General features: G+C 65.3%; 23 protein-coding genes. 11 read left to right on the forward strand and 12 right to left on the reverse strand.

The features are described from left to right. Positions 1–66 precede the first annotated feature (66 nt). Positions 67–1,368 (reverse strand): lytic murein transglycosylase, encoded by a 1,302-nt coding sequence (locus tag ACIPUD_RS24760; RefSeq protein WP_446481731.1) that lies wholly within the window; start codon positions 1,366–1,368, stop codon positions 67–69. Positions 1,369–1,554: 186 nt separating this feature from the next. Between ACIPUD_RS24760 and htpX the strand changes: the two genes are divergently transcribed. After that, complete coding sequence (gene htpX, locus ACIPUD_RS24765; protein WP_085361309.1) at positions 1,555–2,487, forward strand: zinc metalloprotease HtpX; 933 nt, start codon at positions 1,555–1,557, stop codon at positions 2,485–2,487. A 134-nt stretch (positions 2,488–2,621) separates the two neighbouring features. After that, entirely contained in the window at positions 2,622–3,263 is a 642-nt protein-coding gene (locus ACIPUD_RS24770; protein ID WP_198957656.1) for a tetratricopeptide repeat protein, read from the forward strand. 193 nt (positions 3,264–3,456) lie between these two features. On the opposite strand, the gene ACIPUD_RS24775 is transcribed toward ACIPUD_RS24770, so the two are convergent. Then, on the reverse strand, positions 3,457–3,798 hold the full coding sequence (locus tag ACIPUD_RS24775) for a hypothetical protein (protein ID WP_085361311.1): 342 nt from the start codon (positions 3,796–3,798) through the stop codon (positions 3,457–3,459). 164 nt (positions 3,799–3,962) lie between these two features. Further along, positions 3,963–4,769 carry a hypothetical protein gene (locus ACIPUD_RS24780; protein ID WP_085361312.1) on the reverse strand — a complete coding sequence of 269 codons (807 nt, stop codon included), beginning with the start codon at positions 4,767–4,769 and terminating at the stop codon, positions 3,963–3,965. Between the two features lie 229 nt (positions 4,770–4,998). On the opposite strand from ACIPUD_RS24780, the gene ACIPUD_RS24785 reads away from it, so the two are divergent. Further along, complete coding sequence (locus tag ACIPUD_RS24785) at positions 4,999–5,292, forward strand: antibiotic biosynthesis monooxygenase (protein WP_007607017.1); 294 nt, start codon at positions 4,999–5,001, stop codon at positions 5,290–5,292. Between the two features lie 138 nt (positions 5,293–5,430). Here the strand turns inward: ACIPUD_RS24785 and ACIPUD_RS24790 are convergent, their stop codons facing one another. Continuing rightward, positions 5,431–6,876 (reverse strand): helix-turn-helix domain-containing protein, encoded by a 1,446-nt coding sequence (locus ACIPUD_RS24790; protein ID WP_018454969.1) that lies wholly within the window; start codon positions 6,874–6,876, stop codon positions 5,431–5,433. Positions 6,877–7,097: 221 nt separating this feature from the next. On the opposite strand from ACIPUD_RS24790, the gene ACIPUD_RS24795 reads away from it, so the two are divergent. From ACIPUD_RS24795 to ACIPUD_RS24805, 3 genes are all read left to right on the forward strand, one after another. Continuing rightward, positions 7,098–8,729: an isocitrate lyase gene (locus tag ACIPUD_RS24795; protein ID WP_446481732.1), complete on the forward strand. Its 1,632-nt coding sequence runs from the start codon at positions 7,098–7,100 to the stop codon at positions 8,727–8,729. Positions 8,730–8,759: 30 nt separating this feature from the next. Then, complete coding sequence (locus ACIPUD_RS24800; protein WP_007595122.1) at positions 8,760–8,966, forward strand: DUF4170 domain-containing protein; 207 nt, start codon at positions 8,760–8,762, stop codon at positions 8,964–8,966. 199 nt (positions 8,967–9,165) lie between these two features. Beyond that, entirely contained in the window at positions 9,166–9,720 is a 555-nt protein-coding gene (locus tag ACIPUD_RS24805) for a hypothetical protein (RefSeq protein WP_018454967.1), read from the forward strand. A 39-nt stretch (positions 9,721–9,759) separates the two neighbouring features. On the opposite strand, the gene ACIPUD_RS24810 is transcribed toward ACIPUD_RS24805, so the two are convergent. After that, positions 9,760–10,641: a metallophosphoesterase family protein gene (locus tag ACIPUD_RS24810; protein ID WP_446481733.1), complete on the reverse strand. Its 882-nt coding sequence runs from the start codon at positions 10,639–10,641 to the stop codon at positions 9,760–9,762. 80 nt (positions 10,642–10,721) lie between these two features. Between ACIPUD_RS24810 and ACIPUD_RS24815 the strand changes: the two genes are divergently transcribed. The 5 genes from ACIPUD_RS24815 (at position 10,722) to ACIPUD_RS24835 (ending at position 14,733) form a co-directional block, all read left to right on the forward strand. Next, complete coding sequence (locus tag ACIPUD_RS24815; RefSeq protein WP_085352656.1) at positions 10,722–11,213, forward strand: NUDIX domain-containing protein; 492 nt, start codon at positions 10,722–10,724, stop codon at positions 11,211–11,213. A gap of 62 nt (positions 11,214–11,275) precedes the next feature. Further along, positions 11,276–12,223: a glycosyltransferase family 2 protein gene (locus ACIPUD_RS24820; RefSeq protein ID WP_446481734.1), complete on the forward strand. Its 948-nt coding sequence runs from the start codon at positions 11,276–11,278 to the stop codon at positions 12,221–12,223. Positions 12,224–12,290: 67 nt separating this feature from the next. Continuing rightward, on the forward strand, positions 12,291–12,806 hold the full coding sequence (locus ACIPUD_RS24825; RefSeq protein ID WP_018454963.1) for a GNAT family N-acetyltransferase: 516 nt from the start codon (positions 12,291–12,293) through the stop codon (positions 12,804–12,806). Positions 12,807–12,843: 37 nt separating this feature from the next. Beyond that, complete coding sequence (locus ACIPUD_RS24830) at positions 12,844–13,545, forward strand: methyltransferase domain-containing protein (protein WP_018454962.1); 702 nt, start codon at positions 12,844–12,846, stop codon at positions 13,543–13,545. Between the two features lie 30 nt (positions 13,546–13,575). Further along, a complete protein-coding gene (locus ACIPUD_RS24835) occupies positions 13,576–14,733 on the forward strand; it encodes a hypothetical protein (RefSeq protein ID WP_446481735.1) in 1,158 nt (385 codons plus the stop codon). A gap of 22 nt (positions 14,734–14,755) precedes the next feature. Here ACIPUD_RS24835 and ACIPUD_RS24840 read toward each other — a convergent pair whose 3' ends face one another. The 7 genes from ACIPUD_RS24840 to ACIPUD_RS24870 all read right to left on the reverse strand — a co-directional run bounded on the left by ACIPUD_RS24840 (position 14,756) and on the right by ACIPUD_RS24870 (position 26,020). Then, the gene (locus ACIPUD_RS24840; protein ID WP_247475150.1) at positions 14,756–17,113 is read right to left on the reverse strand and encodes a TonB-dependent receptor; all 2,358 of its coding nucleotides are present in this window, start codon (positions 17,111–17,113) and stop codon (positions 14,756–14,758) included. Positions 17,114–17,260: 147 nt separating this feature from the next. Then, positions 17,261–17,665, reverse strand: coding sequence for a DUF2946 family protein (locus tag ACIPUD_RS24845; RefSeq protein WP_446481736.1), 405 nt, complete (start codon positions 17,663–17,665; stop codon positions 17,261–17,263). A gap of 224 nt (positions 17,666–17,889) precedes the next feature. After that, a complete protein-coding gene (locus tag ACIPUD_RS24850) occupies positions 17,890–18,936 on the reverse strand; it encodes an alpha/beta fold hydrolase (protein WP_446481737.1) in 1,047 nt (348 codons plus the stop codon). Between the two features lie 260 nt (positions 18,937–19,196). After that, the gene (locus ACIPUD_RS24855) at positions 19,197–21,260 is read right to left on the reverse strand and encodes a hypothetical protein (RefSeq protein ID WP_446481738.1); all 2,064 of its coding nucleotides are present in this window, start codon (positions 21,258–21,260) and stop codon (positions 19,197–19,199) included. Positions 21,261–21,267: 7 nt separating this feature from the next. After that, positions 21,268–24,081, reverse strand: a complete 2,814-nt coding sequence (locus tag ACIPUD_RS24860) for a DUF4159 domain-containing protein (RefSeq protein ID WP_446481739.1) — start codon at positions 24,079–24,081, stop codon at positions 21,268–21,270. Continuing rightward, positions 24,078–25,022 (reverse strand): DUF58 domain-containing protein, encoded by a 945-nt coding sequence (locus ACIPUD_RS24865; RefSeq protein WP_018454955.1) that lies wholly within the window; start codon positions 25,020–25,022, stop codon positions 24,078–24,080. Before ACIPUD_RS24865 ends, ACIPUD_RS24860 begins: the two co-directional genes overlap by 4 nt. Next, entirely contained in the window at positions 25,022–26,020 is a 999-nt protein-coding gene (locus tag ACIPUD_RS24870) for an AAA family ATPase (protein ID WP_018454954.1), read from the reverse strand. Before ACIPUD_RS24870 ends, ACIPUD_RS24865 begins: the two co-directional genes overlap by 1 nt. Between the last annotated feature and the right edge of the window lie 231 nt (positions 26,021–26,251).

Here is a 26,251-nt window from a genome sequence, read left to right on the forward strand (position 1 = left end):
TTGAATCGATAGGCCGCAGCGTACTGGATGCCCCGCTTTCGCGGGGCATGACAGCGATCCTGGTGCTTACCGGATCGTCCCCACTGGCTGCGCCTGTGCCGTGCCCCCACGCATGCGAGCGAGCAGTTCGGCCGAAGGCCAGGAATCGGCCGGCAGACCGTATTTGATCTGCATCGCCTTCACCGCGGCGCGGCTTTGCTGGCCCAGCACGCCGTCGACCTTGCCGACATTGAAGCCAGCCTGGACCAGAAGCTGCTGCAATTGCTTGAGCTCGTTGAATGGCAGCTGCGCGACCGGTGTGGACGGCTTTCGCATCGGAGCCGCGCCCGCGATGCGGGTGGCGAGATAGCCCGCGGTGGTCGAATAGATCAGCGAGTTATTCCACTCGGTGTAGGCCGCGAAATTCGGGTATGCCATGAAGGCCGGACCGAAGCGTCCCATCGGCAGCAGCACGGAGGCCGCGAGATTGTCGTTCGGCAGCGGCCGGCCGTCGGGAGAGGTAACCCCGAGCTGCGCCCATTTTGAGCGCGGCAGCTGCACCGTGAGGTCGGTCTGATCCCACGGCAGGTTCTGCGGCACCTTGATCTCCTCCAGCCACGGCTCGCCGCGCCGCCACTTCAAGCCGTTGGCGATGTAGTGCGCGGTCGAGCCGATCACGTCGTCCTCGCTGCGGAGGAGATCGCGTCGGCCGTCGCCGTCATAGTCGACGGCATAGTTGACGTAATGCACGGGCAGGAACTGGGTCTGACCGAGCTCGCCGGCCCAGGAGCCGACCATCTCGTCCGGTTGCAGGTCGCCCCGGTCGATGATCTTCAGCGCGGCGATGGTCTCGTTCACGAACATCTCCGAGCGGCGGCAATCATAGGCCAGCGACACCAGCGATTTCAGTGTCGGCAGATTACCCATGTTGACGCCGAAATCGCTCTCCAGTCCCCAGAACGCGGCGATCACTGCCGGCGGCACACCGTATTCCTTTTCCGCGCGCGCGAACGCGGCCGCATGTTGCTTGATATGTTGCTGGCCGTTCTGCATGCGATAGGGCGCGGCCATGCGGCCGGCAAATTCGGTGAAGAGCTGGCCGAACACGCGCTGGCCGCGGTCGCGATTGACGATGCCCTGGTCGTAGACGAGGTAAGGCGAGGCCGCCGCGATCGTCCGCTGCGACACGCCGGCGGCAACGGCCTGCTGTTTCACGTCGACCAGGAAGCGATCGAAGTTCGCCCCGTTATGGCACGACGCCGCGCGCGGCGAGGGCCCAGTGGCCCTGGGAGCCGCGGGCTTTGCCGGCGGCGGCGCGAACTGGGCAGAGGCGGGAAGGGCGAGCGTGAGCAGGGCGGCGGCCGCGATCGCAAATCGGGTCTGGAGCATGAGGTTTCCGCAAGGGGAGGAGACGCTTGGATTCTCGGCCAAGCTTAATGGAACGATTGACCTCAAACCAGTGCCGCGGCTCCGCGACGCACCTTGAAACCTTGCGGGCGGGCCGGGGTCATCCCTACCTCATGCTCGCCGGCCCGCAACGCTTCCAGCGGCTACGGCCGGCCTCGGGAGACGGCCATGAATTATCTTCGTACCGCAATGCTGCTCGCAGGCCTCACCGCCCTGTTCATGGGCGTCGGCTATCTGATCGGCGGTGCCGGCGGCGCCATGATTGCGCTCGTCATTGCCGCGGCGACCAATCTCTTCACCTACTGGAACTCCGACCGGATGGTGCTGTCCATGTATGGCGCCCATGAGGTCGACCGCAGCAGCGCACCGGAGCTGGTCGGGCTCGTGGCCGAGCTAGCGGCCCGCGCCGGCTTGCCGATGCCGCGCGTGTTCCTGATGGACGAGCCGCAGCCCAACGCGTTTGCCACCGGGCGCAATCCCGAGAATGCCGCGGTTGCGGTCACCACCGGGTTGATGCACCAGCTCAGCCGCGAGGAGCTTGCGGGCGTGATCGCGCACGAGCTCGCTCATATCAAGCACCACGACACGCTGCTGATGACTGTGACCGCGACCATTGCCGGTGCGATCTCGATGCTGGCGCAGTTCGGCATGTTCTTCGGCGGCAACCGCGACAACAACGGCCCGGGCATCGTCGGCTCGATCCTGATGATGATCCTCGCCCCGATCGGCGCCATGCTGGTGCAGATGGCGATCAGCCGCACCCGTGAATACGCCGCGGACAATCTCGGCGCACGCATCGCCGGTCAGCCGATGTGGCTGGCATCGGCGCTGGTGAAGATCGAAGGCGCGGCGCATCAGGTCCCGAACGCCGAGGCGGAACGAAATCCCGCCACCGCGCACATGTTCATCATTAACCCGCTGTCGGGCCACGGCGTGGACAATCTGTTTGCCACCCATCCCTCGACCCAGAATCGCATCGCGGCGCTTCAGCAGCTCGCAGCCGAGCTCGGTGCGCAGGCGTCGCCGTCGGTCGGCGCCAATGAGAACTATCCGCCGCGGAGCCCCTGGGGCCGCTCCTCTTCACGCGGTCCATGGGGCTGACGCCGCAGCAGCCCTAATTTGCGCGCTTTGTGACCTGTCGCACACAGGACGGTCCCGGCCGGTGTTAACACCCTGCCGTGACAGTTCCTGCGAAAGGGGATGCGTGGCCGGCCCTCCGCCTGCCACCGTCGAAGATGACCAAAGCTGCAGTACCATTGTTGATCGTCGTGGGCGTGCTGATTGGCCTGTCCACGCACACCGTCGTCAATTGCGGAGACGAGGACGAGCCCGACATCTGTTCGGCGGTGATCGGCTTCTCGCCGCTGCGCGGCTCGCTGATCGCTTTCGCCTATGAGGGGCGCGGACGGATCGCGCTGCGCCACGGCGACTGGCGGCGGGCGATCGCGGATTTCGACGAGGCCATCCATCTCAATCCCAACCGCGCCTCGCTCTATCGCGATCGGGCGCTGGCGCGCCGGCAGAACGGCGACCTCGAACTCGCCATCGAGGATTACGACGAGGCGATCGCGCATGATCCCAGGCACGCCGCGCCCTATCACCAGCGCGGTCTCGCGCTCGCGGCCGCCGGCGATCTCGATCGCGCGATCCTGAGCTACAACACCGCGGTCCGCCTCGACCCCTCGGATGCGCAGCCTCGGCTCGACCGCGGCCTCGCCTTCCTCGCCCGCGGCCAGGCGAATGAGGCGCGCGCCGATTTCGAGGCCGCGCTGGCGCTGCCCGCCGGCAAGGATGTCCTTACCCGCGATACAGCGCGCGCAAAACTCGCCGAACTCGCGAGCGCCGAGCCGACCCGGCTCGCCGCGCCAGGGCGGTAGAGATATCTAGAGCTGCGTGCGCCGCTGCAACCCTCCCCCTTGCGGGAGAGGGTGGCTCGCCGCGAAACGGCGAGACGGGTGAGGGGTATCTCTCCGCGCGTGAGTCTGCTGCAGTTGAATTCGCGGAAACAACCCCTCATCCGGCGCTTCACGCCACCTTCTCCCACAAGGGGAGAAGGAAGAAAGTGCGCTCCTACTTCTTGGTTTTGGCCTTCTTCGCCTTCTTCACCGGCTTTTCCTTGGGCGCCTTCTTCTCCACCTTCACCGCGACCGGTGTGCTGGCGGCGATCCGCATCGACCGCGCGTAGCTGTCGGCGACGTTGTCGGCGGACATCTGCAGGCGCTTGGCGGCGGCAATGGCCTGCTCCATGGTGGCCTTGGCCATCATCTTGAAGCGGTCGCCGGTCTCCTTGCCCTTGGCCTTGGCCGCAAGGCCGTTGAATCGATCCCGGCGCTCCTTGGCGCGGGTCATCAGGCCCGTATGCAGCTGTCTGGCCAGTTGCCGGATCACGACATCCAGGTCGGCGTCCGCCATGTTGTTCTATCCTCTTCGAAAACGGTATCGATGCGGGCGGGACTATGCAGATCGGGCCCCACCTTGGCAATTCCCGGCCGCGCGTCATCCGCAGCTTCCGGTGACCAAAACAAAAAAGCCGCGCTGTGCGCGCGGCTTTCTGCCTTGGTTTTGCGCTGTCTGTCTTACTTCAGCGAGGCGACCGGGCCGCTCGCAGCTGCCGGATCGGGGTCGAAGCCGAACACCCCCACCAGATACTTGTAATAGTCCGGCAACTTCTCCTTGAGCGCCTCGCGCGACTTCGGGTCGTGGAATTCGCTCTTCCCGGCCAGGAAGATGCTGGCGGTCACCGCAAAGAATTCCATGTGATTCTTCAGCGCATAGGATTCCCTGGGCAGGAGATCCTTGGACTTGGCGTAGGCGTAATAGCCGATCACGCCTTTGTTGGCGTAGCCGTCCGGCAACAGCCGCGCATGGTAGGCGTGCAGGAGCTCGTGCAGCAGCACCGCTTCCTTTTCGTAACGCATCATATCCGGCCGCAGCATGATCACGCCGAGGCCGGAATCGACCGCGAGGTCGACGGCGTTCGGATTGCTCCAGCGCTGCTTGTTGGGGTCCCAGACCGTCAGCGTGCGGGGAGCGGTGCGCTGGATGTCAGGCGTGACCCGGCCGTAGCACGCGGTCGCGGCGCCTTCGTCGAGGCAGGCCAGCTCGCTGGCGATGATCGGGACGGTGCGGAAGAAGCGCAGCACGCGCGGCGAGAGGCCGGCAGCCTCGACCACGTCGATCTGGCTCTTCACATTGTCGGTGAGCTTGTCGACATCCTTGCGGTCGGAATTCTCCGACAGGTCGAACATGTAGCCGCGGTAGCTCTGGAAGCCCGGCGGTAACGCCTGCGCTGCGCCGGAGGACGCATCCGGCGGTCCGGCATGGGATGGATTGGCAAAGAGCGCGCCGACAATGGTCGCGGTCAGCAGCAACGCAATGCGCATGATGAACCCCCTGATGTCACTTCACGCGGCAGAATAAGCCGCCGTTGTTTGCGAAAAGTGAGTGGGGCGAGACTAAGGCAGCGATGTTGAGGCGTGCTTAATCGATCGTTGCGGATCGCGGAACTGAATTAGCGCCGAGTTAACCAAGCGTGGATTGCCCGCGTGCTTCGGCGTAGCATGCGGTCCGGGCACCAAGCCCTCAAACCAGATAGCCGGAAGCGAGGATGCCATGTATGCCGCCATCCGTCAGGCCAAGGCAAAAAGCGGGAGCGCCGAAGAGCTGGCGCGCCGTATCAAGGAAGGCGCCGTTCCGATCATCAGCGACGTCGACGGCTTCCGCGCCTATTACGTCGTCTATGCCGGTGACGACACGGTCACGGCGATTTCGATCTTCGACAAATTCGAGCAGGCGGAGGAGGCGAACAGGCGTGCGATCGCCTGGATCGAGAAGGATCTGGGCGCGCTGCTTGCAGGCGACGCCCGCGCCGCCGCCGGGCCGGTGATCGTGCATACGCTGGCGTAGGGATTGGGTGCAGCCGCACATTCAACTGTCATCGCCCGGCTTGACCGGGCGTCCAGTACTCCGAGACGGCAGGGATTGAACCGATAGGCCGCGGCGTACTGGATGCCCCGCCTTCGCGGGGCATGACAACGGTGTGCTTTACAGCTCCCTCGCATTCGAGAATGCAAAGCTCGACACCCGCCGCGTCGTCTCGTCCAGGATCAGGGTGCGCGTGATCGGCGGCTCGGCGCGCTGGGCGCAGTTTTCGCGCTCGCAGAGACGGCAGTTGACGCCGATCGGCGTGCCCTCCGTTTTCTCCAGATCGATGCCGGCAGCGTAGACGAGGCGCGCGGCGTGACGGATCTCGCAGCCGAGGCCAATGGCGAAGCGCGGCTGTGGCAGCGGGTGCGGCGCGACGGGGCGGCGCACCATCTGCGCGATCGAGAAATAGCGCGTACCGTCCGGCAGCTCGATCACCTGCTTCAGCAGGCGGTCAGGCGTGTCGAAGGTCGAGTGCACGTTCCACAACGGACACGTGCCGCCGAATTTCGAGAACGGGAACGTGCCCGACGAAAATCGCTTCGAGACATTGCCTGCATTGTCGACGCGCAAGAGGAAGAACGGGATGCCGCGCGCGTTCGGCCGCTGCAGGGTGGTGAGCCGATGGCAGACCTGCTCGAAGCCGGAATTGAAGCGCTGCGCCAGCAGATGGATGTCGTAGTTCAACGCTTCTGCCGCGGCCAGGAAGGCCGGGTAGGGCATCATCACCGCGGCCGCAAAGTAGTTGCCGAGCGTGATCCGGAATAGGCGGCGCGGTGTGTCGTCGAGCGCGCCGGCGCGGCCGATGATGGTCTCCAGATGCTGCGCGCATTCAACGAGGCCGAGCTGAAAGGCGAGCTGGAACGCGCGGCCGGGCGGGTCGACCAGTTCGGAGATCAGGAGCTGGCGCCGATGGCGGTCGAAGCGCCTCAGCGTCTCGCGCATCACGTCCACCGGCATGATGCGGGTCTGGATCGAATGCTTTTCGCGCAGCCGTGCCGCCAGTGCCGCATAAAGCTCTTCGGCCGGCACGTTCAGTCCGTCGCGCAGAGTCTCCGCGGCCTGCTCGAGTTCCGGAAAGTAGTTGCGGTTGGCCTCGATCAGCTCGCGGACGCGCTCGACCGGATTGGCCTCATAGCGGGTGCCGACGTCGCGGTCGGCCATTTGCGCCGCGGCCAGCGTCTCGCCCTGGCGGGCCTCGGTATAGGCGGCATAGAGCCGTTGCAGCGCATGGGTGACGCCGGGGCAAAGCTCGGCCAGATCGCGCAGTTCCTGCTTGGGAACGTCGATCTGGCGGAACAGCGGGTCGGAGAAGATCTCGTTGAGTTCGGCGAAGAAGCGGTCCTCGTCGGCGGTCGCGAGGTCGCGCAGGTCGAGGTCGTAGGTTTCGGCCAGCCGTAGCAGGATCTGCGCAGTCACCGGACGCTGGTTGCGCTCGATCAAGTTGACATAGCTCGGCGAGATCCCGAGCCCCTCGGCGATCTGAGTCTGCGACAGCCCCAATTGCTGCCGGATCCGCCGGAAGCGCGGGCCGACGAAGAGCTTCTTACCGGATCCGGCGGGCATTCTAGGTCTCCAAAGTCGTAAGGCAGTCTTACTGACCTATATTCTTTACAAGTTTTACAAAGTGACATTTATTACAATCACCTATGTTACATGACATCACCATTCAAATACAAGACTACTATACGAGCTAGGCTTTCTCGCGTTTAGCTTCTGACACGCATCTCGCAATGCATTGTCAAGAATGTCGATGGCGGTGCCATCGTCGTGAAAGGATCAGGCACATGAATTACCAGCCCCGCGGCATCAGCACCTTCCAGGCCCCTGCCTCGTATCAGAGTGAGGTCGAGGCGGCCCGGTCGCTCCTGGAGACCCAGCCGACCTGGAACGGGGTGTCGGCCGAGGCCGTCGCCCGCATGCGCCTGCAGAATCGCTTCAAGACCGGCCTCGACGTCGCTCGCTACACCGCGGCGCTGATGCGGGCCGACATGGCCGCCTACGACGGCGACCCCACCAAGTACACGCAGTCGTTGGGCTGCTGGCACGGCTTCATCGCCCAGCAGAAGCTGATCTCGGTCAAGAAGCACTTTGGCAAGACCGATCGCACCTATCTGTACCTGTCCGGCTGGATGATCGCGGCGCTGCGCTCCGAGTTCGGCCCGCTGCCGGACCAGTCGATGCACGAGAAGACCTCGGTGCCGGCGCTGATCGAAGAGCTCTACACCTTCCTGCGTCAGGCCGATTCGCGCGAGCTGAACGATATCTTCCGCAACCTCGATAAGGCCCGCAAGGAAGGCGAAAAGACCAGAGAGAAGGAGCTGATCGAGAAGATCGATAACTTCCAGACCCATGTCGTGCCCGTCATCGCCGACATCGACGCCGGCTTCGGCAATGCGGAGGCCACCTATCTGCTCGCCAAGAAGATGATCGAGGCGGGTGCCTGCGCGCTCCAGATCGAGAACCAGGTCTCGGACGAAAAGCAGTGCGGCCACCAGGACGGCAAGGTCACCGTGCCGCACGAGGTGTTCCTGGCCAAGATCCGGGCCTGCCGCCACGCCTTCCTCGAACTCGGCGTTGAAGACGGCATCGTCGTGACCCGCACCGACTCGCTCGGTGCCGGCCTGACCCAGCAGATCGCGGTCAGCCACAAGCCCGGCGACCTCGGCGACCAGTACAACAGCTTCCTGGATTGCGAGGAAGTGACCGCGGAGAACGCCCGCAACGGCGACGTCATCATCAACCGTAACGGCAAGATGATGCGTCCGAAGCGCCTGCCCTCCAATCTCTATCAGTTCCGCCCGGGCACCGGCGAAGACCGCTGCGTGCTGGATTGCATCACCTCGCTGCAGAACGGCGCCGACCTGCTCTGGATCGAAACCGAGAAGCCGCATATCGAGCAGATCGCCAAGATGGTCGACCGGATCCGCAAGGTGGTTCCGAACGCGAAGCTGGCCTACAACAACTCGCCCTCGTTCAACTGGACCCTCAACTTCCGTTGGCAGGTCTACGACGCCATGAAGGAAGCCGGGAAGGACGTCAGCAAGTACAATCGTGCCGAGCTGATGAAGCCGGAATACGACGATACGCCGCTGGGGAAGGAAGCCGACGAGCGCATCCGTACCTTCCAGGCGGATTCGGCCAAGCGTGCCGGCATCTTCCACCACCTGATCACGTTGCCGACCTATCACACGGCGGCGCTATCGACGGACAATCTGGCGAAGGAATATTTCGGCGACCAGGGCATGCTCGGCTATGTCAAGAACGTCCAGCGCGCCGAGATCCGTCAGGGTATCGCCTGCGCCAAGCATCAGAACATGGCCGGCTCCGACATCGGCGACGACCACAAGGAATACTTCGCCGGCGAGGCTGCCCTGAAGGCGGGCGGTGCCCACAACACGATGAACCAGTTCGGCTAACGCATCACGCTAATCGACAGGAGACTGACAATGACCAACAGCAATTTCTGGGTGATCGGCGGCGAGTTCGGTTCGATGAACTTCCACAAGCTCGTGGAAGGTTCGGCCCAGGTGCAGGGTCCGTTCAAGACCCGCAAGGAGGCCGAGGACGCCTGGCGCTCGGTCTCGGAAGAGAACCGCCACAAGGCGGGCGTCCGCTTCTCGATCGTGGAAGAGCCGTCGCGGGTCTCGGCGTGACAATCTGAACTTGCATGCCAATCTGAATAAGAAGACGTCCAAGGACGGAGGGTCCCATCCGGCGCAAGCCGGGTGGGACCGTCTGTTTTTGGCACAGGTGAAAGATTTGTGGGCGTCGTAAGTCACTGGAATTGTAGGCCCTTTGCGGACACTTTGGTTGCTGATAGGTTAATCCCGCCAAGTGAGGACGAGGCCGCCAATGTCAGAGCCCGAGACCAGCGGGATCCATCCCAGCCAGCCGCGCCCGGTGCGGCTGCGCGATGCGCTGTTGCGCGCGCGGATCGAGGCCGCCGACCGGACCGGCGTCGTCGTCGATTTGCGCGATGCCGAGGTGGCGCGGCTCGAGATCCTCAACGATTCGCTCGATCCCCTGTTCGCGCAGGTGCCCGATCAGATCGACCTGTTCGACCGTGGCATCAGCCAGGGCGACACGCCCAGGCTCTGGATCGACGTCGTCGCGCATATCTTGATGGGGCGTGACAAGCGAATGTACCGCTTCGTGCAGGACACCCGCTTCGGCCGCATCGTGCTCGCCGAATCGCACGACACCGCTGTCATCGTCGAGGCCGTGACTGATTATGTCGCCCGCCGCATGATCGAACGCGAGCATGCGATGGTGGTCCCGCCCGAGCCGAAGCCCGAGCTAGCGCCGCCGCGGCGCCGCTCGCGCGTGTGGCCGTTCGTGTTCGGATTTGTGCTCGGCGCCGCCGCGCTGTTCGGTGTTGCCGTGCTCGCGGCGCTGCGGAGCTGGTGAGACGTTCGCCGTCGTCATTGCGAGCAATGACGGGCGGCCTCAAATCAATCTCACATGCTTGATCTGTCCGATCTGAAGTCCAACCCCCAGGCTCCGCACCGTCTGCTCGCAACGCCAGCCGGCGTTGTCCTTCTCGATCGTGAACAGATTGTAGGCCGCAGCCGGGGTGCGGCCGTGCGCGAGCGCGGAGGCCGACGGCACGCCGAGGGCCGGAATATTGCCGTTGGGTCCCTCGAACCACATCGTCGAATGAATGTGGTCGTGTCCATGCAGGATCAACTCGACGCCGTGGCGTTTCAAAAGCGTCAGCAGCCCGGCGGAGTCAGTCATGCGCTTGTGGCGCGCGCCGGACTTCAGGGGATGATGCATCAGCAGCACGCGAAAGACGTCCTCGGTTGCGAGCCGCTCGAGCACCTCTTCGAGCGCCGCGAGCTGTTCGCGTCCGAGCGCGCCTGTCGCCATCAACGGCAAGGTGGGCACCGCCGTGGACAGGCTGATCAGTGCGAGCGGCCCGCGCCGGCGCAGGCTCGGAAAGCCGATACGGCCATCGTCGCCCGCAAGATAGGGCGCGAAGGTTTCGCCGAAGCGATGAAAGGTAGCGCGGACATAAGCGTCGTGATTGCCGGGAATCGTGGTGACGCGGTCGGGCGGACCGACGCCGTCGAGCCAGGCGCGCGCCGGCGCGAACTCCGCCTCCAGCGCCAGATTGACGAGATCGCCTGTGACCGCGATGTGGTCGGGACCTTGCGCCTTCACGTCGGCGACAAGGGCGTCGAGCACCTCGCGGCGCTGGTATTTGTGACGGTTGCGCGTCCAGTTGACATAGCCGAACGCGCGCTTGCCGGCGAGCTCGATCAGCCGGGGCTTCGGCAGCGGCGGCAGATGCGGGTCGGACAGATGGGCGAGCGTGAAGGGAGCCATGGGGGGCGATTGCCTCGCTATTCGTCCGCTGTAATGGCAAGGTCGCAGGCTAGGTGCAAGCGGGGCATCAAGGGAGCCCGATGGGGGAACGTCTGAACAGCGTCCGACGGAAATTCGAGCCGCTGCTGCGGCGAATCTTCCACGCCTATTTCCTGCTGGTCCGCGGGATGACGCTCGGCGTCCGCGCCGTGGTGGTGGATGCCGACACCAGGGTGTTCCTGGTCAGGCACAGCTACGTCACGGGCTGGTATCTGCCCGGCGGCGGCGTCGATCTCGGCGAGACCATGGAGCACGCGATGCGCCGCGAGCTCAAGGAGGAGGGGGATATCGATCTCACCGGCGACGCCGTGCTGCACGGCATCTTCCTCAACAGCCACGTCTCCCGCCGCGACCATGTCGCGGTCTACGTCGTCAGGCAGTTCAAGCAGGATCGCCTGCCCGCGCCCAACCGCGAGATCGCGGAGTGCGGATTCTTCGCGGTCACTGCGCTGCCCGAGGGGACCACGCCGGGCACGCGGTTGCGGATCGCCGAAGTCCTGCACGACAGGCCGCGGATTGCGACGTGGCGATGATGGCTGCCCGTGCTAGTAGATCGCCGCGCCTGCGGTGTCGGCGCATGGACGAGGGATGAAGATTGTCTGAATCGACGAGGTCATGGCCATTTCGGGTCGCCGTGCTGGTGCCCTGCTACAATGAGGAAGCCGCCGTCGCGACGGTCATCGCCGATTTCCGCAAGGCCCTGCCTGCGGCCGAGGTCTACGTTTACGACAACAATTCGACCGACCGCACCGCGGCAATCGCGCGCGAGGCGGGAGCGATCGTGCGCAGCGAACGGCGCCAGGGCAAAGGCCACGTCGTTCGCCGCATGTTCGCAGACATCGAAGCCGACATCTACGTGCTCGTCGATGGCGATGCGACCTACGACGCGCCGAGCGCGTCGCGCATGATCGACCAGCTCCTCGACGAGCATCTGGATATGGTTGTCGGCCTGCGTGTCGATCAATCGCAAGCGGCCTACCGGCGCGGTCATCGCATCGGCAATCGGCTGTTCACCGGTTTCCTGGCATCGACTTTCGGCCACACCTTCAAGGACATCTTGTCCGGTTACCGCGTGTTCTCCCGCCGCTTCGTCAAATCCTTTCCCGTCCTGTCCGGCGGTTTCGAGATCGAGACCGAGTTCGCGGTCTATGCGCTGGAATTGTCGCTGCCGGTCGCCGAGGTCGGGACGCCCTATTATGCGCGCCCGGAAGGCTCCTTCTCCAAGCTCAATACTTGGCAGGATGGGTTGCGCATCTTCAACACGATGCTGAAGCTCAACCGGTTGGAGCGGCCGCTGCGCTTCTTTTCGGCGATCGGCATCGTCTTCGCGCTGCTGTCGATCGCTTTCGGATTGCCCGTGGTGATCACCTTCCTCGAAACCGGCCTGGTACCGCGCCTGCCGACCGCCGTGCTTTCCATGGGTCTGATGATCATGGCGCTGCTTTCGGCTTCGTCGGGGCTCGTGCTCGACACCGTGACGCGCGGGCGGCGGGAAATGAAGATGCTCGCCTACCTGTCCCAACCACCGCTCGGGCGGAGCTGAAATTGCCCCGGGGGCCGGGCGCAATCGTATGGACCGCTGCCCTCCAAGGTGATATCCCGCCGACGCGATGAACGATCTTTCCCTCACCATCCGGTCGGAAGCCGTCGGCGATGCTCAGGCGATCGAGCGGCTGCACGAACGCACCTTCGGACCGGGCCGCTTCGTGCTCAGCGCGTACCGCATCCGCGAGCACGTGGACCATGTGCTCGATCTATCCTTCACCGCCCGCGTCGGTACGTTGCTGGTCGGATCCGTCCGGCAATTGCCGATTTGCGTCGGCGACACGCCGGCGTTGCTGCTCGGGCCCCTGACGGTCGAGCCTCCGTTCCGCAGCCGCGGCGTCGGCCGGCTGCTGCTCGAGCGCGCGCTGAAGGATGCCAAGGCGCAGGGCCATCGCCTGGTGCTGCTGGTCGGCGACGAACCCTATTACAGCCGCGTCGGCTTCAAGCAAGTCCCCAAGGGACGCGTCACCATGCCGGGCCCGGTCGATTACAGCCGGCTCCTCGTCATCGAGTTGGTCGAGGGCGCGTTCGAAGGCGTATCGGGGCCGGTCGGTCCCGACTGGAGCAAGACGCGAACCTGACGCGCCCTCGCTTCGAAGCTCACATGAAGGTAGGGCAGTGCCGGTCGATCAGCAATATTACCGGGAAGTGGCGTCCGGGAGCACGGCGGAAAAGCTGCTGATCGCGGCGCGCGACCGCATCTACCAGGATTTCATCGCCCAGATGCAGCCGTCCTCGGCGGACGAGATCCTGGATGTCGGCGTGTCCGACGTGATCAACGACGGCGCCAACGTGCTGGAGCGAAGCTACCCGCATCAGCACAAGATCACGGCTTGCGGGCTCGGCGAAGGTATCGGGTTCAAGGCGGCTTTTCCGCTTTGCCGTTACGTGCAGATCGAACCGAATACACGGCTGCCGTTTGACGACAATGCGTTCGACGTCGCGACGTCCAATGCCGTGCTCGAGCATGCCGGCAGCCATGAAAACCAGGTGCTCCTGGTCGAGGAGCTTGGCCGCGTCGCGCGGCGGGTCTTCATCACGGTGCCCAACAGGTTCTTTCCGGTTGAGCACCACACGGCCATCCCGCTGGCGCACTATCTGGACGGCACCTTCAGGATCGCCTGCATGATCGCCGGCAAGTCGGAATGGACCGACGAGCAGAATCTGATCCTGATGACGCGAAAACGGCTGCTGGGGCTCGCCGCGCTGGTTGCCGAGTCTGCGAGTGCCAAGTCGTCCAACCCCATGTCCGCGGCTGTGGGCTACACCGGTTTGTCGCTCGGCCCGCTATCGTCCAATCTCTATCTTGCATTCCGCTGAAGCAGCGCCTCCCGCCCCAGCATGATCCCGATGAAGAAGATCCACACCAGCAAAGCCTTCTTCGTCGTGTTGTTTCTCGCGGTGCTGGTCGGCCATTTCTGGACCATGATGCGATGGAACGAGGCGCGCGGCGTCTATGACGACATCTGCTACCTGCGGCAGGCGCATCTGTTCCAGAGATTCGGGCTGGTGGAGGGATTCGACACCAGCCTCACCCGCGACGACGATGGCTATCAGAAAGCAAAGCTGAAGGAGATCGGCTACCCCGACTGGAACGATACGACCGCGGCGCCATGTCACAATCTGATGCCGACCACGGGGAAGGTCGTCATTCAATACCCGCCGGGCGTCGGCCTCGTGTTGGCGTTGTTTCCGCCAGGGCACCAGGTCGCGCCCATGTACATGCTGGCGACCATTGTCGTCCTGGGCTTTGCGCTGTTTGCGCTTTCTCTCGCGCGCAGCATGAGGTTGGTCCTGATGGCCGGGACGTTCGGCTGTCTTGCGATCTACCTGATGGTCAATCCGGTCAAGGCGAGCTATTCGATGGCCCCGACGGTCGTCGTGTGCGCGCTCGCAGGATGTCTCACGGCGCGATGGCTGGCGGGCCCGCGATCTCAACCGAATATCTGGCTGCTGGCGCCAATCGGTTTCCTGCTCGGATTGACCGTCGATTTTCGATTGGCCAACCTTTTCCTGGCGTCGGGCTATGGTCTCTTTCTCCTCGTCGCGTTTCTTACGAAGCGGACGATGTCCCGGTTCTTGCAGGGGCTTGTGTTCGGCGTCGCGTTGCTGGCCGGCGTGATCCCGACCATCGTCTCTTACGCCGTCAACGCCGGCAGTCCGTTCGCATCGACCTACGGCAACAATCCCGATGTCAGGCCACTGGATTTTTCGTTCGCGGTGGTCCGGGACTATCTGGCCGATCCGCTCCAGACCTTGCTGATCGTCATCGGAATCGCAGGCTCGATCTGGCTGTTGCGGCAGGCGAACGGCATTCGCCGCGTCGCGCTGCTCACGATCGCCAATCTGGCGCTCAACCTCGCCTTCTTCTTCACCTATCCGATCGCGACGCCGTACTACACGATCCCTATTTCTCTCCTGACATTGTGGACCCTGCTGTTTGCCGTGCTGTTTCAGGAGGCATCAGAGGGGGCCCCCGAAGCGGCCGCCTCAGCCACAGCACGATGAAGTCCGGCTAGCTATCGCGCTTTCAGAACTTGAAGTTCGCGAACGCCCGTACCCCGATGCCGGGCATCAACACCTCGTCCTTGGTGTAGGACACCGAGTTGCGGATGTTTTCGTTCAACAGATTGTTGCCGACGAGGCCGAGCAGCATCTCGCGCGCGCCGAATGCATTCGGGTTGAGCTTGGTCTTGTAGCTCACCTCGGCCTTCAAGAGATTGTAGCCCGGCGTCGGCGTCTCCGCGATCACCGCGACGTTGTTCTGAGCGAAGGCGTGCAACAGATTAACGCGCATCAGCCAGTTGTCGTCGCGCCAGAACACGCCGCCGCCCAGTCTCACCGGCGGAATGCGCGGCACATTGGTGCCGTCGGTGAAGGTGGCCCGGACCACGTCGAACTGGTTCTCGATGCCCCAGATGCCGCCCTGGAATGCACCGACGTCGAGCTGCGACTGGAATTCGCCGCCGCGAAAGTTCGCGTCCCGCTGCGAATAGACCGCCTGGTTCACCTCGGCGCCGGGCGTGCCGCACGAGGCAAAGTCGTCGTCGCACATCACGCCGGTGAGACGGCGATAGATGAAGTTGTTGAAATGCGTGTAGTAGACCGTCGCCTCGAAGCGGAACGGCCCCGTTGCCTTGCGCAGGCCGACCTCCACGGATTTCGCGGTCTCGATGGTGAGGTTGGGGTTGCCGATGTCGAAGGTCGCGGTCGCATCATGTGCGCCGCGCGAGAACAGCTCGGCGGCCTTCGGCGCGCGCTCGACATATTGCGCGGTGATGCTGCCGACCATGCCGCCTGGCAGGTCCTGCAACAGGCCGATGCTGCCGCTCTTCGGCGTGAAGGACGGATTACGGCCGATGCCCGCCTGCGGCGTGCCGTCGGGCAGGAAGTCCGCGGGAAAATCCGGCGTCGTCCCGTGCAGCTCGACATGCTCGATGCGGCCGGCGATCTGCGCCCGCGTCGCGTCCGTGAACTTGAACTCGTTGAACGCGTAACCGGCAACGCGCGTGCTGTTGTTCGGGTCCCACAGGCCGTTGAACAGCGTGCCCGGATTGTCCGGGCTCGGCGCGCTCAATTCCTGATGGCCGACCTGGAAGCCCAGCGCCGTCGTCACCTCGGCGAAGCGCGCGTTGAACGGCATCAGCTGCACCTCGGTGCGGATCTCCTGCTCCTTGTTGGTGAAGGTCTGCCGCACGCCGTCCGTGTTGGAATCGGCGGGATCGGCAAGCCCGATCTCGTTGTGCCGGTAATCGGTCGCGCCGGCCCAGAAGCGAACGACGTCGATCGCCGTAGCGTCGGGATGGTACTCGCCCTTGACGTTGATCTTGGTCTGATGGGCGTCGATCCGCGTGTTGTGGTCGGCGCCGTCGATGCCGGGGATGTGGTACAGGGAGTCGTTCTGCGTGATCGCCGCGCCGATATAGCCGCCCTGGAAAAAGTAGGAGCCGCCGATCGAGGCGCCGTCTGAGCGCGTCGCCGAGTTGGGCTGGCGTCCGTTGGCGACGGGCCGGGTCTGGTCGGCGAGGTACGGGTAGCTCGGGATGCTGTAGTCGGTGGTGTTGCGCCCGTAGACGTCGGCATGGAAGGCAAAATTGCCGCCGCCCGTGTCGAGCAGCACGCCGCTTTCGACGCCGCGGTCGACCGAACTGAACGCGCTGCGCGTCTCGGCGGTGACGCAAGGCGAAGTCGCGGCCGCTGCGAGCGGTGCCTTCGTCGGCATGCCGTAGGTCTGGAACGACGGAGCGCAGGTCGGCAGCGCGTCGGGAATCCGGTTGTTGGTGGCGCTGACGACGCCGCCGATCGAGGTCGAGCCATAGCGCAGCGCAGCCGGCCCGCGTACCACCTCGACCTGGTTGGTCGCGAGCGGATCAATTGGAACGAAGTGATCCTCGCCGAGATCGGAGGCGCCGCCGGCATTGGTGCCGTTCTCGACGATGCCGATGCGGTTGACGTCGAGTCCCCGGATGATCGGCCGGCTGGAGGCGCCGGGCGCGAAGCTCGATCCGGTGATGCCGGGTTTCGAGAACAGAAGGTCGCCGAGCTGGCCGCCGCCCTCGCGGCGGATCTCTTCGTTCGGCACCACCGTGACCGTCGCGAACTGGTTGGTCACGATGGGCAGCACGCCCTGCTGAGGTGCGGCCGGCGTGGAGGTTGCCGGCGTGGCGTCCGCAGCGCGTTGGTGGCTGCGTGCCCGCGCGGTTCGGGTGGGACGACCGGGGTTGCGGGTCGGCACCACCGCCCTGCGCACGATGGGGCTCGGAGCCGTCACGGTGACGGCGGGGATCTCGGTCGATGACTTATCCTCGGCCAGCGCCGAGGTGGCGGCGCCGAGCAGGAGCAGGCTTGCTCCGCCAAGGCGCTGCGCGCGCCGCAATTTGAATGACATGGTCCTGATTCCAGTCAGGCGCCGTCCGCATGTTCGTCTGCTGATCGGAGGCGGCCTGCCCTCGCTGCGCGACGGAATTCGACTTCAGCTGCTCCCGGGAATGCGCCTGAAAGCGGCGAGCCCGGGCGTGATCAAGCGTTGTGGAAGTCAGGACGCGGGAGGGGCGCGGGGCTGGAATGCCGTACCGGCCGATTTCAGGTGGACGAATTCGGCGTCGGTGGTGCGGTAGAGCAGGTCGATCGCCTGCGGCAGCAGCAACACAGGCGGCACCGCGAACAAGACGGTGCCCGCCATCGCGACCAATGCGCAGATCGCGCAATTGTCCTCGCCCGGTTGCTCCCGGTCGGGAGCCAACGGCGATTGCCTCTCGACCGCGGAACGGTCGATCGAAGCGGGAGCTTGGGCGCCGTCGGTCTGCTGCAGCGAGGACTGGGCGAGGGGAGCCGCCTGGGCGAACCAATGGCTGTGGCCGAACGTCAGCGCGAACTGCACCAGCATCGCGAAGATCGCGAGCCGGGCGCCGTGCCTGATATTCGACCGGAACCACTTCATCTGGAAACGCCACCCCACATCGCGAGGTATCATCCCCTGATCCCGCGATGTTATAATGTAACATCGCCCAATCCGTCAGCGAATGTCAACCGCTGTCGAGCCGACCCGAGCGGGCCGGCTCCTTGCCGTGTCGTGCAGGCAACTGAAAGATCTAGGCTGAGGACCTATCGAATGGCTACGGGGACGGCGATTGATTGACTCACTGCCAGCGCGAGGAGGCAGCATCAGAGCTTTTTACTCCGGAGCCAGGTGCGGATGGCCTCGATGTGTTCTGCCTTGCGCTCCAGCGGCAGCCAATGCCCTGCGGGCATGCTCGTTACGGTCAGGTCCGGGCAGGTGGCGCGCATCGGGTCACCTTGGCGATTTCCGGTGATGCTGCAGATCTGATCAAAGTCGCCGTTAACGAACAGCACCGGCTGCGACAGGCGGCCGCCATTGAGTGCCTTGCGCGCATAGGCGATGTTGGCGTCGTCGTTCATGTACCACGCGCAGGATGGGCGGAAGCCATGAGCCTTGAACGTCTGCACCAGCACGTCGAAGTCCGCCGGCGGCCAGAGAGCCGGATCGGGCTCAGTCTGCGGAGCGCGGTGCGCGGCGCCAAAGCGCCCTCCATTGCGTGTGACCATCGCATTCGGCGAAACCTTGCCGATGCCGGCGGGGTCGCCTGGCCGAAAGATCGACGCCAGCGATGCGGCCAAGTCTGCATCGAGGTCGGCGACTGCCGCCTCGAAGTGCGTGGTGTAGTAACGGTAGTAATCCCATTGGCCGTCCGGATATTGGTCAACCGGATAAATCGTCCGGTCGACCAGCGGGACGACTGTGCGCAGGGCGTGCCCGTCGGGTTGATACGCCAGCGAGGTCAGCACGACTCCGCGGCTGCGCTTTGGCTGATGCGCGACCAACTCACCGACCACAACACAGCCCCAGTCGTGGCCAACCCAGATCGCAGGCTTGCCGCCCAAGTGATCATGGAGTTCGGCCATGTCCGTCACGATTTCCTCGATGGTATAGGCGTCGTTGGCTGCGGGCGTGGAAGAGCCGCCGTAGCCGCGCAGATCGGGAGCGACGCAGTGCCAACCGTCGGCGGCAAACGCTTCCATCTGCGCGCGCCACATCAAACTGATGCTCGGCCAGCCATGGACGAAGATCATCAACGGTCCGTCGGCCGGCCCGCACTCGATGTAGCGCGTTGTCTGACGAGGCGAGCTGAACGTGCGCTGGTCGAGCGATAGTTCGGCTTCAGAACTGATCGGTTGAAGTCGGTCTGTCATGGTCGAGTAACTCCGCTTCTCACTGAGCGCTCGCGCGGTTTGGGTGCTGCGAAGGCTCCGTCGAGAACTGCTCTTGTCCGCGGGGAGCGATGCCTGGACAGGGACGCGCCTGCCCAGGGTCGAGGAAGAACCGCCTCCAGATTTCACAACGCGCTACATGCGACCGAGTTCGGGGTCGAAGGCGTTATGGAGCTTCCGGCGAAGAAGTGACGATGGGATTTATCCGACTAACGGGAAGCGAAGGGACGCGCGTAAGCCGCCTAGCGCCCCTCGCGCATCCACGTCGCAGCAAACGCGCCGAGCAGCAGCAGCAACCCGATCACGCCAGCGAAGATCGGCAGCACGCCGACGCCCTTCACCACGCTGGCGTCGCGCATCCGCACGCCCATCCAGCCGTCGCCATGGAAGACGCTCGCCGAGCGGACCGGCAGGATGCGCGGCAGCTCGACGCTGGCGCCGTCGACCACGCGCACGGCGTCACCGCCGGTCGCCTGGGTCAGCGGCTTCAACGTTTCGGTGGTGGAGGTGACTTCCGAAAACTCCTTCGGATTGGTCGGGCCGACATTGATCAGCGCCTTCAGCGTGCCGTCGGTGGCCTGCCACAGCCCGAGCTCGCTCGCCGGCAGGCTGGCGCGCCATTCGCCGGGATCTCCGGCTGCAAGCGTCAGGTCGCGCGACACGCCCGACGGCGAGGTCACACTCACCGGCTGAACGCTGTCCGCCATGGTCTGGCGCACCACCACGAGATTCTTGCCCTGCACCTGCAGGCGCAACGCTTCCTCGTCCAGATCAGGCTGCTTCATCAGCCAGTGCGACATCCGCCGCAACAGATCGAGATGCGGGCCGCCACCTTCATAGCCGCGCGCCCACAGCCAGATGTGGTCGGAGAGCAGAAGTGCGACGCGGCCCTCGCCGAAACGCGACAGGAACAGCAGCGGCTTGCCGTCGACGCCCGTCATGACGGGCGGGTTGACCGCATTGCGGGTATCGACGGTGCGGAAGAACCTGCTCCAGCGCGGCGGCTCGGAGGCGGAGCCCTCGAGGCCACGCGTGACGGGATGGCGTTTGCCGACGTCGGACAGATGCGCGTAGAACGGCTTTTCCGTCACCCCGACCGGTTCGGCGGGCAGCACCGAATCCAGCGGCGTGCGCCAGATGCTGGTGTTGGAGGCGTAGTCGGGGCCGGCCGAGACCAGCACCGCGCCGCCAGAACGCACGTAGCGTGCGATGTTGTCGAAATAAGCGATCGGCAGCACGCCCTGGCGGGCATAGCGGTCGAAGATGATCAGCTGGAATTCGTTGATCTTCTGCTGGAACAGCTCCCGGGTCGGAAACGCGATCAGCGACAATTCGTTGATCGGCGTACCGTCCTGCTTCTCCGGCGGCCGCAGAATGGTGAAGTGGACGAGATCGACGCTGGCATCGGATTTGAGCAGATTGCGCCAGGTGCGCTCGCCGGAATGCGGCTCGCCCGAGACCAGCAGCACGCGCAGCTTGTCGCGCACACCGTCGATGGCGACGACGGCGCGGTTGTTCACCGGCGTCAATTCCCGCTCGAGCGGCGAGGCCTCGATCTCGACGATGTTCGGCCCGGAATGCTTGATGTCGACGTCGACGCTTGCGCTCTGGCCGCTCGAAAGCGTGCGCTCGTTGATGACCTCGCCGTCTCTGCGGACCGTAACCTTGGCGCGCTCGCCGCTGACGCCCTGGTCGTCGAGGCGGTAGGTGATGGTCTGGGGCTGCCCGACGATACCGAAGCGCGGCGCGGCGATGACCGCAATACGGCGGTCGCGCTCGTCCTTTTGCCCCGTGATCAGCGCATGCACCGGCGCCTGGAAGCCGAGCCCGGCGGCGTTGGCCGGAATGTCGTGGACGCGGCCGTCGGTGATCAGGAACGCACCGGCGACGCGGTCGACCGGCACGTCCGACAAGGCCGAGGCCAGCGCCCCGAACAGCTTGGTGCCGTCGGTCTCGCCGTCAGCCTGTCCGGCATCGACGACGCGGACCTCGAGCCCCTTGATCTTCTTCAGGCTGTCGACCAGCGCTTCCTGCGCCGTTGCGGCCTCGCGATTGCGATTGCCGAAATTTTGGCTCGGGCTCTTGTCGACGACGATGGCGGCGACCGAGGTGAGAGGATCGCGGTCCTCGCGGGTGAAGGAGGGATTGGCGAGCGCCAGCAGGAACAGCGCCAGCGCGGCCACGCGCACGGCAGCGCCGCGCGCACGCGCCAGCAGCAGCACCAGCGCGATGACGACGATCGCGGCCAGCGCGAGCCACAGCACGATCGTGGGAACAAGCGGCGTGAATGCGATGCCGTAATTCATATCGATCCTACTGCCCCAGCCGTTCGATCAGGGCCGGTGCGTGCACCTGGTCGGCCTTGTAGTTGCCGGTCAGCGTGTACATCACGATGTTGGCGCCGGCGCGGTAGGCGAATTCGCGCTGGCGGGGGTCGCCGCCGATCACCGGCAGCATGGACTGGCCGTCGGGCCGCACGGCCCAGGCGCCGGCCAGGTCGTTCGAGGTGATGATGATCGGCGAGACGCCGTCGCCGCCGCGTGCCGGCCGCTGCGCGCTGTCCTCGTCGTCTTCGCGCGGCAAGGTCTCGACCCAGGTCTGGCCGGTGCTGAAGCGGCCGGGGAAGTCGCGCAACAGATAGAAGGTCTTGGTCAGCACGTGCTCCCGCGGCACCGGCTCCAGCTCGGGCACGTCGAGCGAGGACAGGATCTCGCGGAGCGTCTGCATGGCCGGGGTCTGCGCGGCGCCGTTCGCGCCGGGTGGCGCTTCGACCGCGTCGCGGGTGTCGAACAGCACGGTGCCGCCCTGCTTCATATAGGCGTCGATCTTGTTGATGGCGTCCCGCGACGGCTTGGGCGCGCCCGGCACGATCGGCCAGTAGATCAGCGGGAAGAAAGCGAGTTCGTCGCGCGCCGGGTCGATGCCGACGGGATCGCCGGCCTCGAGCGCGGTGCGCTGCGCCAGGAACAGCGTCAGTCCGGATAGCCCGGCCCTGACGATGGAATCGACGTCGGCATTGCCGGTCACGACATAGGCGAGGCGGGTCTGCGACACCGCCTTCATCGCGAACTCGTCGGGCGCGCTGTCCGCATGCGACGGCGTCGGCACGAACGAGGCGAGACCTGCGAGCACCAGCCCAAAGACGATCATCGCGGGCGCGGCGCGGCGGCGCACCAGCGCGGCAAGGCCGCCGCCGAGTACCGCGACGATGATGGCGTCGATCAGGAACAGCGCGAGCGCCGTCGATAGCAGCCAACCGCGCAAGTCCTGCGGCTCGGCGTTGGTGTAGGTGGCATGCCGGGCGCGCAGGCTCGCGGTGTTCAGGGCTGCGATACGGTCGGCGCTGGCAAGCGTGTTCACGGCGAGCGGTCCTTCTGCCGGACCATAGAAGCCCGGCGGATGATCGGGTGTGGCGCGGTCGCGATAATCCGCGGGCAGCGGCTTTGCGGCAGCCGGCGGCGGACCGAACGCGCCAAAGCCATCGAGGATGTGCAACGGCGCCACCGTTTCGGCGGTCGCCTCGGTGGCAACGCCTGGACCCGGCTTCGCGGTATAGCCGGACAGGTCGACGACACGCCGCAGGATTTCGACGAAGGTGCCCGACATCGGCAGATCCGACCAGCGCATGTCGGCGCTGACGTGGAACAGGCTGACGACGCCCTTGCCGCGATGCTCGCCTGTTACCAGCGGCGTGCCGTCTTCCAGCGACGCCCAGCTTTTGGTGGCGAGCACGGCGTCGGGCTCGGCCAGCACCTGGCGGCTTATGGTGACGTCCTTGGGGACCACGACGCCGGCAAACGGACCGTCGGCGGCAAAGGAGGCCAGATGTTGCGGCTTTTCCCAGGTCAGGCTGCCGCCGAGCGTCCGGCCGCCCTTGCGCAGCTTGACCGGGACGAGATCGTCCTCGGCCTGCGCCAGCCGCGGACCGGCGAACCGCACCAGCACGCCGCCCTGGTCGATCCAGGCATTGAGACGCTCGCGGATTTCAGGGGCGATGGTGCCGACATCGGCAAGGATGATCATCGGCAGCTTCTGATCGAGGAACTGCGTGATGCCCTGCTGCGGCGAGCCCTTGTCGGCAAGCCGCACGTCGGCGAACGGCGCCAGCGCACGGGTGAGATAGAAGGTCGGCGCCAGCAGCGGCTGCGCGGTCTCGCTGGTCGAGCCCGAGACGATGCCGATGGCGCGGCGGCGCCAGCGCTTGTCGAGCAGCTGCACTGCGCCGGCGGAGCGCTCACCGGCAATTTCCAGCCGCGTGATGTCGTTGCGCAGCTCGACCGGCAGGTCGAACGACGCTTCGGTTTCCTTGTCCTGCGGGCCGAACGAATAACGCGCTTCGCCGATCGGCGAGGCCTTCTGGTCCAGCGCGCGCACGGTGCCGATGGCGATGCCGCCGTCGGTGCGCAGCACCTTCACCGTCATCCTGGCGGCGGCGTTCTCGGCCGCGACCAGCGCCAGAGCCGCGGAGGTGCCGCCTTCGAACACGGTCAGGCTGCGATCGCCGACGGTCTTGCCGAGGCCCGCCACGAATTCCTCGCCGCGACCGGTATCGACGCTGTCGGAGAGCCAGACGATCTCGCAGTCGCCGGTTGCTTTCAGGAAGCGATCGATTGCGGTCAGGGTCTCGACGCGCTCGATCGAATACGGCTTTGGCGTCAGCTGCCGCAGCGCGACGCGCGCGGCGCCCGCCGGCATCAGGGTGATATCGCGGTTCGGCTCGGACAGCGGCACCAGCGCGATCGCACGGCGGTCGTTCTCGGCACTGGCGATCAATTCGTCGGCGGCCCTGATCCGGATGTCCCAGTTCGAGGCCGCGCTCCAGCCGTCGTCGAACATGATCATCAGCGGCGCCTTGCTGGCGGCCGCGCCTGTTTGCGGATTCCAGATCGGACCGGCGGCGGCGAAAATGACCAGTGCCGCAGCCAGCAGCCGCAATGCGGTCAACCACCACGGCGTTCGCGACGGGGTCTCTTCGCGCGGTGCGATGTCGAACAGCAGGCGCGTCGGCGGAAACTCGATCCGGCGCGGCCGCGGCGGCATCACGCGCAACAGCCACCACAGCACCGGCAGGCTGACGAGGCCGATCAGGAGCAGCGGTTCGGTGAAGGCGAGCGGCAGTCCCATCATGCTGCCGGCCCCGCCTTGATCGTTGTGGTGCGCGCGCCCGATTTGCTCACCTGCATGCCGGCATGCAGGAACAGCAAGAGCTCGGCGGCCGAGCGGTCGGTCGCATGCGTCGTGAACAGCCAGTCGAGCTTGTTGGTCTCGGCGCGGATCTGATCGCGGTGCAGCGCGAGCCGCGCGGTGTAATCCTGCGCCCAGCTCTCGGCGCGGCCGGCGGTGATCACGCCGAACCCCTCGGGCTCGACGAACTCGACGCGGCCGGAATAGGGAAATGATTCCTCGGCGGGATCGACGACCTGCACCAGCGTGCCATGCGCGCCGGAGCCGGACAGGCCGGCGAGCGTGGTCCTGATCTCGGAGAGCGGCGACCAGAAGTCCGACAGCACGATCGTCTCGGCCAGCGCCGCGGGCACGAAGGAGGGCGGCAGGCTCAAGCGGTCGGCATCGTCATGCAGCATCGCCTGCGCCATCTTGTCGATGACGCTGCGGCTCGCGGTCGGTGCCATCAGCCCGGGAATGCCGACGCGTTCACCGCCGGAGACCAGCAGCTCGGCCAGCGCGAAGGCGACGATCAGCGTCCGCTCGAGCTTGGATTCACGCGCCTGCTTTGACGCGAACGCCATCGAGGGCGAACGATCGGGCCAGATCCAGACCGTATGCGAGGCTTCCCATTCGAGCTCGCGGACATAGAGGAGATCGTCGCGCGCCGAGCGCCGCCAGTCGACATTCTGCGACGGTTCGCCGGAGACGAAACGGCGGTATTGCCAGAAATTTTCGCCGGAGCCGGCGCGACGGCGACCGTGCAGGCCGTGGATGACGTTGGCGGCGATACGGCGGGCCTCGAGCACCAGGCGCGGCAGCGAAGCGGCGAGCGTGCGGCTTTCGCCATCGGCACGTCGGATCGCGATGACCTCCTTTGCTGTGTGCCCGTTCTCCGCCGCCATCAACCGATCCGTGTCTTCAATTGCCGGATCACGTCCGGAATCGTGCGGCCTTCGGCGCGCGCCTGGAACGTCAGCGCCATGCGGTGCTTCAGCACGGGCTCGGCGAGGTCGAGCACGTCGTCGATTGAGGGCGCGAGGCGGCCGTCGATCAGCGCGCGAGCGCGCACCGCGAGCATCAGCGATTGGCTGGCGCGCGGGCCCGGTCCCCAGGCGATGAACTTGCTGGTGTCGCCGCCGTCCGGACCCGGACGGGCCGAGCGCACCAGCGACAGGATCGCCTCGACCACGGAATCGCCGACCGGCAGGCGCCGGATCAGTCGCTGCGCGGTGATGAGTGCATCAGGTGTCATCGAGCCCTTCGCCAGCGTCTCGTCGGCGCCGGTGGTCTCGAACAGGATGCGGCGCTCGGCGTCGCGGTCGGGATAGTCGACGTCGATCTCCATCAGGAAACGGTCGAGCTGGGCTTCAGGCAGCGGATAGGTGCCTTCCTGCTCCAGCGGGTTTTGCGTGGCGAGCACGTGGAATGGCTTCGGCAGATCGTGACGCGCGCCGGCAACGGTGATGTGCTGCTCCTGCATCGCCTGCAGCAGCGCCGACTGCGTGCGCGGGCTGGCGCGGTTGATCTCGTCGGCCATCAGCAGTTGCGCGAACACGGGGCCGGAGATGAAGCGGAAGGCACGCTTGCCGGAGGTGCTCTCGTCCAGCACTTCGGCGCCGAGAATGTCCGACGGCATCAGATCGGGCGTGAACTGGATGCGCTTGGCATCGAGGCCGAGGGTGATGCCGAGCGTCTCGACCAGCTTGGTCTTGGCCAGACCGGGGACACCGATCAACAGCGCATGGCCGCCGGAGAGGATCGTGACCAGCGTGTTCTCGATCACGCGATCCTGGCCGAAGATGACGGACGCGATCGCATCCTTTGCCGCGCGAATCTGGCTCGACACCTGCTCGGCCGAACGGACGATTCCGTCTTCGAGCTTCTCGACACTCTCCGCCATCCGTTAGCTCCTTCAGCCTGCCATGCAGCTCGCTTGCGTCGTCATGTCATCACGTCCTCAACTCAAGACGTGGGCCCTATGCTAGACTTGCAGGAAGGCCATGTATTCGTTGAATTAACCTATCCCCACCTTATCGGCTTAGGGATATGTAGGGCATCACGAAGTGGCGACCTCCACACCGGACGAATGCGGGGTGGAACCGAGTACCCGGATACAACGTAAACCTGCACC

Source organism: Bradyrhizobium sp. CAR08, from assembly GCF_052871955.1.